At 55.8% G+C, this 12007-nt stretch carries 12 protein-coding genes and 1 pseudogene; 8 read left to right on the plus strand and 5 right to left on the minus strand.

The genetic code is table 11. The features are described 5' to 3' along the window. The first annotated feature begins 3 nt into the window (after window positions 1-3). The 5 genes from ABYP39_RS03965 (at window position 4) to ABYP39_RS03985 (ending at window position 3526) form a co-directional block, all read left to right on the plus strand. Window positions 4-678: a class I SAM-dependent methyltransferase gene (locus ABYP39_RS03965; protein ID WP_372758810.1), complete on the plus strand. Its 675-nt coding sequence runs from the start codon at window positions 4-6 to the stop codon at window positions 676-678. A gap of 57 nt (window positions 679-735) precedes the next feature. Next, a complete protein-coding gene (locus tag ABYP39_RS03970) occupies window positions 736-1191 on the plus strand; it encodes a VOC family protein (RefSeq protein ID WP_372781232.1) in 456 nt (151 codons plus the stop codon). Beyond that, entirely contained in the window at window positions 1184-1903 is a 720-nt protein-coding gene (locus tag ABYP39_RS03975; RefSeq protein ID WP_372781234.1) for a PaaI family thioesterase, read from the plus strand. Before ABYP39_RS03970 ends, ABYP39_RS03975 begins: the two co-directional genes overlap by 8 nt. A 39-nt stretch (window positions 1904-1942) precedes the next feature. Continuing rightward, window positions 1943-2593, plus strand: a complete 651-nt coding sequence (locus tag ABYP39_RS03980) for a hypothetical protein (RefSeq protein WP_372781236.1) — start codon at window positions 1943-1945, stop codon at window positions 2591-2593. A gap of 75 nt (window positions 2594-2668) precedes the next feature. Beyond that, window positions 2669-3526 (plus strand): hypothetical protein, encoded by an 858-nt coding sequence (locus ABYP39_RS03985; protein WP_372749368.1) that lies wholly within the window; start codon window positions 2669-2671, stop codon window positions 3524-3526. A 21-nt stretch (window positions 3527-3547) separates the two neighbouring features. Here the strand turns inward: ABYP39_RS03985 and ABYP39_RS03990 are convergent, their stop codons facing one another. Continuing rightward, the gene (locus ABYP39_RS03990) at window positions 3548-4111 is read right to left on the minus strand and encodes a DUF411 domain-containing protein (RefSeq protein WP_372764571.1); all 564 of its coding nucleotides are present in this window, start codon (window positions 4109-4111) and stop codon (window positions 3548-3550) included. Between the two features lie 180 nt (window positions 4112-4291). Between ABYP39_RS03990 and ABYP39_RS03995 the strand changes: the two genes are divergently transcribed. After that, window positions 4292-6064, plus strand: coding sequence for a DEAD/DEAH box helicase (locus ABYP39_RS03995; protein ID WP_372749366.1), 1773 nt, complete (start codon window positions 4292-4294; stop codon window positions 6062-6064). 58 nt (window positions 6065-6122) lie between these two features. Here ABYP39_RS03995 and acnA read toward each other — a convergent pair whose 3' ends face one another. Then, the gene (gene acnA / locus ABYP39_RS04000) at window positions 6123-8765 is read right to left on the minus strand and encodes an aconitate hydratase AcnA (protein WP_372781238.1); all 2643 of its coding nucleotides are present in this window, start codon (window positions 8763-8765) and stop codon (window positions 6123-6125) included. A gap of 173 nt (window positions 8766-8938) precedes the next feature. On the opposite strand from acnA, the gene ABYP39_RS04005 reads away from it, so the two are divergent. After that, window positions 8939-10105 carry a methyltransferase gene (locus ABYP39_RS04005; protein WP_372781240.1) on the plus strand — a complete coding sequence of 389 codons (1167 nt, stop codon included), beginning with the start codon at window positions 8939-8941 and terminating at the stop codon, window positions 10103-10105. On the opposite strand, the gene ABYP39_RS04010 is transcribed toward ABYP39_RS04005, so the two are convergent. Then, window positions 10102-10275, minus strand: coding sequence for a superoxide dismutase family protein (locus ABYP39_RS04010; protein ID WP_372781242.1), 174 nt, complete (start codon window positions 10273-10275; stop codon window positions 10102-10104). The genes ABYP39_RS04005 and ABYP39_RS04010 overlap by 4 nt on opposite strands. A gap of 161 nt (window positions 10276-10436) precedes the next feature. On the opposite strand from ABYP39_RS04010, the gene ABYP39_RS04015 reads away from it, so the two are divergent. Further along, window positions 10437-10718 carry a hypothetical protein gene (locus ABYP39_RS04015; protein ID WP_372781246.1) on the plus strand — a complete coding sequence of 94 codons (282 nt, stop codon included), beginning with the start codon at window positions 10437-10439 and terminating at the stop codon, window positions 10716-10718. 64 nt (window positions 10719-10782) lie between these two features. Here ABYP39_RS04015 and dmpG read toward each other — a convergent pair whose 3' ends face one another. Together dmpG and ABYP39_RS04025 are read right to left on the minus strand one after the other, a co-directional pair. Then, window positions 10783-11811: a 4-hydroxy-2-oxovalerate aldolase gene (gene dmpG / locus ABYP39_RS04020; RefSeq protein ID WP_372781244.1), complete on the minus strand. Its 1029-nt coding sequence runs from the start codon at window positions 11809-11811 to the stop codon at window positions 10783-10785. Between the two features lie 15 nt (window positions 11812-11826). Beyond that, window positions 11827-12007: pseudogene (locus ABYP39_RS04025) on the minus strand (acetaldehyde dehydrogenase (acetylating)); the annotation flags it as partial.

Below are 12007 nucleotides of genomic sequence, written 5' to 3' on the forward strand. Positions count from 1 at the left end.
ACCATGGCTAGCGACGGCCAGAGCGATCAGGCCATTCTCGCCTCTTGGGAAATCAACGCATCCCCCTGGGTGCGTGCGGTGCGCGAACGACAGATTGCCAGCCGCGAACAGGTGACCAATCAGGCCATCATTAGCACCTTAACCGAGCTGGCCCCATCGAGCCTGCTCGATGTCGGCTGCGGCGAAGGCTGGCTGTGCCGGACGATGCGTGCGCAGGGCTGCGATTGCCTAGGTATTGATGCCATTGAATCTCTGGTCAGCGCGGCGCGCGAAAAGGGCGGACACTACCGCTGTCTGCGCTATGAAGACCTTTCCGACGCCGACTTTTCTCAACGATTTGACTGCGCAGTATGCAATTTTTCACTCATCGGCAAAGGTGCAACAGAGTTAGTCTTTGCCGCGATGGCAGAGTTGCTGTCACACGGCGGCCACCTCGTTGTGCAAACCCTGCACCCTCATGCCACCACGCATACCTCAAGCGGCTGGCAGGACGGTTCCTGGGCTGGCTTTTCCGAAGATTTCCAGCAACCCGCCCCCTGGTACTTCCGCACCCTCAACGACTGGCGCGCTTTGTTCCAAAACCATAACTTTACTATCGAACAAGAACTCGCCCCATCCGCCAGCGATGGCAGTCTCCCCCTCTCCCTTATCCTGGTAGGCAGATTAAACAGTCAGTAATTTTTGTCGGCCAACGGCTATGCCACACTCCAGTAAAACCATAAGGAGTAGCCCCCTATGCCCATGCGTCTGAACCACATGGAATTAACCTTTGCCGAAGGCGTACTCACGCCTGCCAAAAAACAGCAAATCACCGATTTTTACCGCGACCTGTTTGGCTGGAACACACTGGAAATCGACATCATGGATCAGAAGGCACTCTTGCTGATGCTGGACGAGGATGTCAGTCAGTTTATCCTTCTCGCTGAAAGCCCCGAACCCATGCAATCACCGGGCTACGACCATCTGGGGCTACTGTTTGACAGCCGCGAAGAAGTCGATGCCCTGCTCGCCAAAGCGAAGGCAATGCAGGCGGTGAATAACGAGATTCAGATTAAAGAATACGAAGACCTGGATGAAGGGGGTACCATTGTCCATTCTTTCTACGTAAGACACCTGCTGCCGATCTGGTTTGATGTTCAATCCATTGACTATCAAAATGGCGAACCCGCCCGGAAGTGGCATTATGGCTGATATGCCAGCAGGCTCCGACAATAGCTCAGGACGCCGTATGCTCGAAGATTTGCACAACCCTTTCCTGCCATTGGAATCGCGTACACCAGCGACGCCCCACTGGGAAGCCAAACGCGAAATGGCGCAAGCCATGCGTGATTTCGCCGAGGCGATGATGACATCAACGCCCTCGCCCGAGCAGATGAGAGAGATGACGCAGTGGCTGCAAACTGCCACCGAACAGCTTACCCAAGCGCCGCGCGTCTACGGGCGAAACGGCTATGTCGAAGCCAGTGAAGGCACCTTTAGCGAGGTGTTTCAGGAAGTGGGCCCTCTGTGTGGACACAGCAACCCCATCGCACCGCCGCTGGAAATGTGGGCCGAGGGCGATACCGCCTACGCCCGCGTGACCATGGGGTGGCGCTATGAAGGACCACCCGGCTGTGTTCACGGCGGCTTTGTCGCCGCACTGTTCGACGAGTTTCTCGGTATGGCGCAGTTTATGGGTGGCCATCCGGGTATGACCGGCACGCTCACCATCAAGTACCGTCGACCGACGCCACTCAATATGGCGCTGAAACTGTCTGCCTGGATCGACCGAGCCGAAGGCCGCAAGACCTTTGCGCGCGGAAAAATTGAAGCCGGCGGCATTGTTACCGCAGAGTGCGAGGGCATCTTCATCCGTCCCAATCAGCCCGTCACGGAGCTGCTGGACGCTGTCACTCAGGGCTAACAGGCGGCCGATAAGCCCGAATTGGCATATAATTCGAGCATGACCATTCGCTGCTGGCATCTACCCTGGGCCACTGCGCTGTTGCTTCTGGCTACCTTGCATACCAGCTTTGCCATAACCGGCTGGGAAGGCTTTATTAGCTGGTGCAATCCGTACTGGGCAGACTGCATCAGCATCAGCCACAGCGGCCGCCACGGCCTCGCCTACTTTGTCTTCAAAGGCGGCATGATCCCAGCCGCCGTTTTACTCTGGCTATTCTGGTACCTGAACACACACTGGCTGACAACTATCGGCCAACGACAAGCCGGCCTGATTGCCATTGCCAGCGTTGCCAGCCTGGCGCTACTGGTCTATACCCTTGTTCTAGGTCATAGCGGCGACGGTTTTCGCACGCTACGCCGTTTCGGCGTCGTGCTCTTTTTTGGCCTCAATTTCGTCAACTTTGTGCTGTTAGCAAAAGCGCTTTTCCGCAGTCACCAGCCCCAGCTGGGGCGTGTACTCACCCGCGCCAGCGCCGTCACGCTTGGCGTTGCCCTTATCTCACTGCTACTGGATGCGCTGCTGGGAGACGCTTACGACCGGCTCGAAAATGCATTTGAGTGGTGGCTAAGCATGATGCTGACTGGCCTGCTCGTCTATGTTGGCCAGCTTTGGCAACACACGGATTTCCGGCTATACAGCCGCCGATGATCAGGGTCATCTCGTATTCACAGCTGGCCGACTAACCGCTATCATTTGTGAAAAATTCACACTCGGCATGTGCTAATGGGTTTACTGGACGAACTACGAGAAAAAGCTGAGGAACAGCGTACGCAATCCGAGCGGCTTGCCGCGCTCGAAGCCGAACTCGCCGATTTCTACCGCGAAGAACTGCGGCCCCGGATGCACCAGGCCTACAACTTCTTTCAACAGCTGGTGGAGCACCTGAAAGAGGTCAACGAAGAATGCACCGCCGATTACGCGCTGCTACCTGAAGATGGCCAGGTCACCTGCCTGCAGAGCGACTACTCAATTATTATCGATAGCAGTGAAGAGCCCACGCAACTGGAACTGCGCTGCAAAGCCCACCTGCCCGAACCGATCGAATTTGACATAAAAGGCAAAGCCGAGGTGCTGCGACACTCCAAGCTACTCGACAAGTTCGACATGAAGTATGAACGCACCGACAGCAAAGACGCGCGCTTTGATCTGGCAAGTGCACGCTTCAAGGTCATTGGCCCCATTCCCATTCGCGTGGCAATCAAGGCCAACCTCGAAAACAAAAACCTTAGCGTCATTTTCAGGAATTTCGATGCTTCAGGCGTAAAATCGGCTCGCATTGTTCCCAGTAAATTCAACGACGATTTTCTCGATACGCTGGGTCGCTATATACTGCGCCAGCCGGTCAATCTGTTTGGCGGCGAGTTATCCAAAGAAGCTCGCCGTAAATTGCGGGAAAAACTCGAGCTGCAGCGAGAAGAGGAAGCGCGTGAGCGGCGCGCACTCGAAGCCGAACGCGCCGCATTGGAAAAATTCGAATATGAAAATCGGACCTCAGTAAAACTTGCCCGTGCGGTCAGCTCCGCGACCGACAAGCTTAAATCCCAGCTTGCACGCCTGAAAACACCGGGCAAATCAGACTAGGTATGCGCACAGAACAGCCTGTTATTGCTGATCGGCAGTGGCCACATGTCGAAAAACCTCAGTGCTGCCATCTTTCTTGAGCAATAAAACGTTGTAGGGGCTGAAGCGGTCTCCCACCTCCATTCCGGGGCTACCCACTGGCATGCCCGGCACCGCCAGGCCAATAGCGTCCTGGGGGGGTGACGCCAGAAAGTCGCGAATATCACGCGCTGGTATATGCCCTTCAAAAACATATCCCTGTTCTGATACAGCGGTATGACAGGATTGAAACTGGGACGGTATGCCGCGTTCAAGCTTTACGACATCGAGGTTGTCCGGGTGATGCACTGCAGTGCTAAAACCTTCGCGCTGCATGTAATCCACCCATTCGCCACAGCAACCGCAGGTTGGGCTTTTGTATACCTGAAAGTCTGTCGCGGTAGCCGACGATTGCTGCGTTACCGGGTCTTGCGTCACCGTCGCTTCCTGCGCAGTCGCTGTCTCGCTCTGAGCGGGCGCATCGTCGCCGCCAGATCCCCCGCCGCCTCCACAGGCAGTTACGGTAGCCAGCAAAGCCATTACAATCAGACGCAAACACACCGCCATATCACTTTCTCCTAGCAAATACACAATCAGCATCCGCCACTTTATGGTGGCGAGTCAAGGACATGGCGCAGAATTGTCTGGCCAGACATGGTTATTTCGCGTACAATTTTCGCCCTTTTGCCCGCCCCGCCTACGGTTCTGTACAATGAACCCGTCAGCCCGAACCACCAGGAAGAATTGATGACCCAAACTGCCCCCGCCACTTTTGCGGACCTCGGCCTCCCCTCCAGCCTACTCGACGCGCTTGCTCAGGTTGGCTACGAACAACCATCTCCCATTCAGGCTCAAGCCATTCCCAGCCTGCTTGAGGGTAAAGACCTGCTGGGCACAGCCCAAACCGGAACCGGCAAAACGGCGGCCTTTGCCCTGCCCGTGCTTGCTCAGATTAACGCTTCCGTCCGCAAGCCGCAGGCACTGATTCTGGCTCCCACACGAGAATTGGCGATTCAGGTGGCAGAAGCCTTTAAAACTTACGCCGCCAAATTGCCCGGCTTTCGCGTATTGCCTGTTTATGGCGGCCAGGGCATGGGCCAGCAGCTTAAAGCCCTGCGTGAAGGCGTACACGTGATCGTAGGTACGCCCGGCCGAGTCATGGACCATCTGCGACGCGGCACACTATCGCTCGACGCACTAAAAACTGTCGTACTAGACGAAGCTGACGAGATGCTGCGCATGGGCTTTATCGACGACGTCACCTGGATTCTCGATCAAACCCCCAAACAGCGCCAGGTTGCGCTGTTTTCAGCAACCATGCCACCGCCGATTCGCAAAATAACTAAGCAGTATCTCAACGACCCCGTCACCGTGGCCATCGAGCCCGAGAAACGCGCCGTAGCCCGTATTGAGCAGTGGGCCTGGCAGGTATCCGGAACCAATAAGCTCGACGCCCTGACGCGCATCCTCGAAGTGGAAGACTTCGACGGGGTGATCATGTTTGTACGCACCAAAAACCAAACGGTAGAGCTAGCGGAAAAACTCGAAGCCCGCGGTTATCGCACCGGCGCTATCAATGGTGACATGACCCAGCAGCTACGCGAACGCACCATCGAACACCTGAAAACTGAACGCATTGATATTGTGGTCGCCACCGATGTGGCCGCGCGCGGCATAGACGTAAGCCGCGTGACCCACGTAATCAATTTCGACATTCCCTACGATGCCGAAGCCTACACCCACCGTATTGGTCGTACCGGCCGCGCCGGTCGCAGCGGCAAGGCCATCCTGTTTGTGGCGCCGCGCGAAAAACGCATGTTGAAAACCATTGAGCGCGTTACCGGACAAACTGTGAATTGGCTGGAACTGCCATCGCGCGAAGCGGTGAACCTGAAACGCATTGATCAGTTCAAGGACATCATCAGCAGTACACTGGAAAGTGAAGATCTGAGTTTCTTCACCGATCTGCTCGACAGCTATCTGGCCGATACCGGTGCGGACCCGGCCAGCGTGGCCGCAGCGCTGGCTTTTATGGCCCAGAGCGAACGCCCCATTGTGCCGCCCCCCGCGCGCAAAGATGGCCGAGGTGAAGGCAAAGAACGCAGTGGCGACAGAGTGCTCCACGAGCCAACCCTGGCGCCCGAAGACGTCGCCATGGAAACCTTCCGCCTGGCGGTAGGCAAGCAACACAACGTTGGCAAGGGCGACATCGTTGGTGCCATCGCTAATGAAGCCGGCATTGAAAACCGGTATATCGGGCGTATTCGTATCTTCCAGGATTACAGCCTGATCGATCTACCCGAGGGTATGCCCAACGACCTGCTGGCACAACTGCGCAAAGTACGCGTGCGACAACAGCCGATGATGCTGGAGCGAGCTGGCGACGAAAAGCCGCGCAAAGGCAGCGGCCCCAAAAAGGGACCCAAGAAACGCCCAGCCGCCGACAAGAAGAAATTTTCAGACAGCAAGGGCCAGGGAAAGCCCGCGGGCAAACCAGCTAAACGCAAAAACGATAATTAAACCCCAGAAGCCAGGCCTGCGCGTTCACGTTGTTACGTAACGGCAGGCCCCGCGACAGCTATGCATCGCTCTGCAGTTGATGCAGTACGTAATGCAAGATTCCGCCGTGACGGAAGTAATCCATCTCACTAACCGTATCGATACGGCAACGCGCCAACGCTTCATGGCGATTGCCATCGTTGCGACTGACAATAATCTTAACCTTCATCCCCGGCTCAAGAATATCTTCCAGCGGAACAATATCGACGGTTTCGTCACCGTGTAACTGTAACATTTCACTATCGTTGTCCAACTGCAGCGGCAACACGCCCATCCCAACCAGATTCGAGCGGTGAATGCGCTCAAAACTTTCCGCAATCACTGCCTTCACGCCCAGCAGGTTAGTGCCCTTTGCCGCCCAGTCCCGGCTGGAACCGGTGCCGTACTGTTCGCCGGCAAAGATCACCAGCGGTGTATTCTCCTCGCGGTATTTCATCGCCGCATCATAAATACTCATCTCTTCGCCCGCAGGCATAAAACGGGTGTAACCACCCTCCCGATCCACCATCTTGTTGCGTAGACGCACATTGGCAAAGGTTCCGCGCATCATCACTTCATGATTGCCTCGGCGGGAGCCGTACGAGTTGAAATCCTTGGGCTCCACGCCCTTCTCCCGCAGATATTTCCCGGCAGGGCTTTCTAGAGCGATGGCACCGGCTGGCGAAATATGGTCGGTAGTCACACTGTTACCCAGCAGCGCGAGAATCCGAGCGCTTTTCACCACGGGGAATTCCTGTAAGGGTTCACCCAAATCATCGAAGAAGGTCGGGCAGTGAATATAGGTAGACTCATCGTCCCAACCGTAGGTCTTACCGGACCCCGCATCCAGTGCCTTCCAGACATCAGTACCTTCAAATACACCAGCATAGGCAGACTGAAACATCTCTCCGTCGATGGATTTACGCACCGCCTGAATTTCGTCGTTACTGGGCCAGATATCCAACAGATACACCGGCTTGCCGTCTGCATCCTGGCCTAGCGGCTCAGAATGCAGATCGATTACCGTAGTGCCCGCCAGCGCATAGGCCACCACCAGCGGCGGTGATGCAAGCCAGGCAGCACGTACATTGTTGTGGATACGCCCCTCAAAATTACGGTTACCGGACAGCACCGCACTCACCACCGCATGCTGGTCGGCGATCGCTTTGTCGATAGCCTCAGGCAGCGGTCCCGAGTTGCCGATACAGGTGGTACAGCCATAGCCGACCAGATTGAAGCCCAAGGCATCCAGATCCACTTGCAAACCGCTTTGCGCAAAATAATCACTTACCACTTTGGAGCCCGGCGCCAGCGACGTTTTCACCCAGGGCTTCACCTTCAGCCCACGCTTGTTAGCCGCTCTGGCCATCAACCCTGCGGCCAGCATGACATCCGGGTTAGAGGTATTGGTACAGGAGGTAATCGCCGCAATAACGACCGCACCCTCGGGCATGGTAAAGCCCATTTCCGGCACGGGTATTTCGTCATTTTCGCGACGGTCAAATTCGTGAATACACTCGGTAATGGCCGATTTTAAGCCGCTCAGTGTAACCCGATCCTGCGGTCGCTTCGGTCCGGCCAAGCTCGGCTCCACCGTGCCCAGATCCAAGGTGAGCTCCGCGCTGAACACCAGCTCGGCATCATCGTCCCGCCACAGGTTCTGCGCCTTGCTGTAGTCTTCCACCAACTGCAACGTCGCCTCATCGCGGCCAGTAAGACGCAGATACTCGATCACTTTTTCATCCACGGGAAAGAAACCGCAGGTCGCGCCAAATTCCGGTGTCATGTTGGCAATGGTCGCGCGATCCGTTACCGCCAAATCTGCTAAGCCGGGACCGTGAAATTCTACAAACTTGCCCACCACACCGTGCTTGCGCAACATTTCCACCACCGTGAGCACCAGATCGGTAGCGGTCACACCTGCCTTGAGCTTTCCGGTCAATGCCACACCGATGACTTCCGGCAATAGCATTGATACCGGCTGCCCCAACAGTGCAGCCTCGGCTTCGATTCCGCCCACACCCCAGCCGAGCACGCCCAAACCGTTGATCATGGGCGTGTGGCTGTCAGTCCCCACCAGCGTATCGGGATACGCTTCGCGAACACCGTCAGCATCACGCTGCCATACAACTTTGCCCAAGTATTCGAGGTTAACCTGGTGGCAGATACCGGTACCCGGCGGTACCACCTGAAAGTTTTTAAAGGCCTGCTTGCCCCACTTCAGAAACCGGTAGCGCTCACCATTGCGCTCCATCTCCAGCTTCACGTTATCGTTGAATGCTCGCGCTGAGGCATAGTGATCCACGCTGACAGAGTGATCTATTACCAGATCCACAGGGACTTGCGGGCTAATCACCGACACATCACCACCGCGCCGGGCAACGGCCTCACGCATCGCCGCCAAATCAACTATGGCAGGCACACCAGTGAAATCCTGCATCAACACCCGCGCTGGTGAGAAGTTGATATCGGCACCCTGCTGGGGTTTGTCTACCCAATTGAGAAAAGCATCAATATCGCTTTGGCTGGCGGACTGATTAAAGAAACGCAGCTGGTTCTCCAGCAGCACCTTAAGCGAATTGGGTAGGCGCTTGTAGCGCGCGTCACCCAGCTTTTCGAAAGCGTAGTAACGGTAGCTCTCATTACTGGACTGCAGGCTGGCGCTGAAAGGTTTTTTGCTCATCCGTAAACTCCCGCTATGACAGACAAATGAAATGGCTGGTAATCCGTATTGACCAATATAGGCTACAGCACCTTATACGTATTGCAAAACCTGCGGTTTTCACACCAAAAAATTGCCTACCGAGCGCCTCGCCCGGCTGTTAGAATGCGCCCTTTACCGGCTCATGCAAATTAATGGCTCACTATCGGACGCAGTTTCTGGCACTCGACGCCCTGCTCCACAGTCACAGTGACTACTGGCAATGCCAGCCCTTTGTCAGCACACCGCCCTGGGCGGATGACGTGGCTTTTCTGGACAAGGTCGGTGACGATGCCATCGCCGACGCGCAAGCTAACGATGACGCACTGCTTGAGCTGTTTCATCGTCATTTTCCAACCCTGTGCAATAACATATCGCGGCTTACTGACATTGCGCAGTTTGAACCTGCTCAAACGACACCTGCACCGCGTTTTGTCCCAGGAAGAAAATGGCAGCAGATTGAACGCTTTGCCCTGGCACTGAGCCCGCTATACCAACCGACACTGGAGTGGTGTTGTGGCAAAGGCCATCTGAGCCGCTACCTGTATCAACTGAGCCAGCGCGAGGCCCGCGGGCTGGAAATCGACACTGCGCTTATCGAGGCCGGCAATCAGCTCGCCCAACAGGAGCTCAAACCGGTCCGTCTAAAAAAAATGGATGTGCTCGATGCTTCAGCCCGTTCAGAAATAGCACCCGACGACCATGTGGTAGCCCTGCACGCCTGCGGTGGTCTGCACCGCAAACTGCTTACTGACGCAACCCAACAACGCGCCCAGCGGATCAGCTATTCTCCCTGCTGCTATCACAAGTTTCAGGTAGACTTCAGACCACTCTCCACGCTGGCACAGAACAGCGCACTGACCCTACAACTTGCCGATCTGCGCACCGCCGTGCGGCAAAGCACCACCGCCGGTCGCGCCGAGCGGCAGCGCCACCAGCAACAACAATGCTGGCGACTCGGATTTGACGCGCTTCAGCGCGAACTGCGCCACAGTGACACCTATCTGCCCACGCCGCCAGTGCCGACAAAAGCTCTGAAGGGCAACTTTTCCGACTACTGCAAATTACTGGCCGCACATAAGGGCTTAACCCTGCCGCCCGGACTGGACTTCGCCGGCTACGAGAAACGCGGAACCGAGCGCTATCATAGCGTTAGTCGTCAGGAACTGATGCGTGCGTTGTTCCGACGACCGCTGGAACTCTGGTTGCTGCTGGATCAGGTTCTTTATCTACAGGAGTCCGGCTACTGCTGCACAGTAAGACGCTTCTGTCCGCCACACATGACACCGCGCAACTTGCTGATCGATGCGCACCTGGCTTAGGTAGCATCGCTTTGGGTATCCGTTGTTAGCAAAGGTTGAATAACACCACAGGCAATCCGCTTGCCCGTATCGCCGGAGGCTTGTGACCTGAGGTTATCCGCCTTCTGTTGGATGATGACCACTTTGCCTTCAATTGAGGTTTCGCCAGTTAACGCCATCGAATCTGACATAAGAGCGGTCTACAAGCCGACTTCTTTGCCTGTCAGATTACCCAAATCGCCAGCATGGTGTTTGTCATCGGTTGGAGCACCATATTTGCGATTTGTACAGGTAGTAGCGTGACCTCGCAAATGCTGAATTACATTTCCGGCAAATCGACTGGAGAAATTCCATGACAGAAAAACACGCCACCAATGATGCTGGCATTCCTGTAGAAGGCGATGAACGCTCCCTGACAGTGGGCACTGATGGCCCAATCGTGCTACAAGATCACTACCTGATCGAACGCTGCGCTCTGCCTATAGCAACCGTGAGGACGACGATAACCTCAATCAACCACGCGCCGATCCGCGAGGGGATGGACGATGCCCAGCGTGAGCACTTGGTCAACAATGTGCTGGGACACTCACGTAAAGAACGAAGTAAGTCAGCCCGTACTTCAACGAGCTTTTGAATACTGGAAAGAGATCAAAGCTAAGCCTATAGCGCGTCAGACGCCTAGCGTCTGACGCAACCACTTACAGCTTGCCTTGCTCCTTGGCCATATCCAGCGCCAAGTCTTCGATCATATCTTCCTGACCGCCAACGGTGCGACGACGACCCAGTTCCACCAGAATATCGCGAGACGATACGCCGTACTTCTTGCTGGCGCGTTGGGCAAACAGCAGGAAAGAAGAGTACACACCGGCATAACCCAGTACCAGCGCGTCGCGGTCAATACGGATCGGTTGATCCATAATCGGCGTAACGATTTCTTCGGCCACATCCATGATTTTGTAGAGGTCAATGCCGTGTTGCACGCCCATGCGATCAGCGACGGCGGTAAACACCTCCAATGGTGTGTTACCGGCCCCGGCACCCAGACCCGCAACGGAACCGTCGATACGGTTGGCACCGTGCTCAACCGCCACAAGCGAGTTCCACACACCCAGGCTCAAGTTGTGGTGAGCGTGAAAGCCCAACTCGGTTTCCGGTTTGAGTTCTTTGCGCAACAGGCTGATACGCGCAGCCACATCGTCTGGCAGCATAAAACCTGCAGAGTCGGTGCAGTAGATGCAGTTTGCGCCATAGCTTTCCATCAGCTTGGCCTGCTCCAGAATTTCTTCCGGCTCGATCATATGCGCCATCATCAAAAAGCCAACCGTATCCAGCCCCATCTCCGAGGCCATTTGGATGTGCTGTTCAGATACATCCGCTTCAGTGCAATGCGTGGCTACCCGAATGGTGGTTACACCGCAATCAACTGCCATCTTCAGGTGATCTACAGTTCCAATCCCGGGCAGCAGCAGCGCTGAAATTTTCGCTTTTTTAACCGCACCGCAAACTGCCTTCAGGTATTCCTCGTCGCTGTGCGCAGGAAAGCCGTAATTCACCGACGCGCCGCCAAGGCCGTCGCCGTGGGTCACTTCGATCATCGGCATACCGGCGTCATCAAGGCCCTTGGCCACGGCTACCATTTCGTCGAGGCTGATCTTGTGCTGCTTGGCGTGCATACCATCGCGAAGACACATATCGTGCAGGGTGACTTTTTTACCTTTCAAATCCATGCTGCAAATCCTCTCTTAAGCGGCAACCGGCTTGGGCTCGAAACGGCCAGCCTGAATTTCCTGAGCGTACATTTCTGCTGTGCGCAGTCCGGCGGCGGTCATGATATCCAGATTGCCCGCATACTTGGGCAGGAAGTCACCCAGGCCTTCTACTTCCATAAAAATGGACACGCGCTTGCCGTCGAATACCGGGCCA

It is taken from the genome of Litorivivens sp. (assembly GCF_041625495.1).
Lineage (GTDB): Bacteria > Pseudomonadota > Gammaproteobacteria > Pseudomonadales > Spongiibacteraceae > Litorivivens.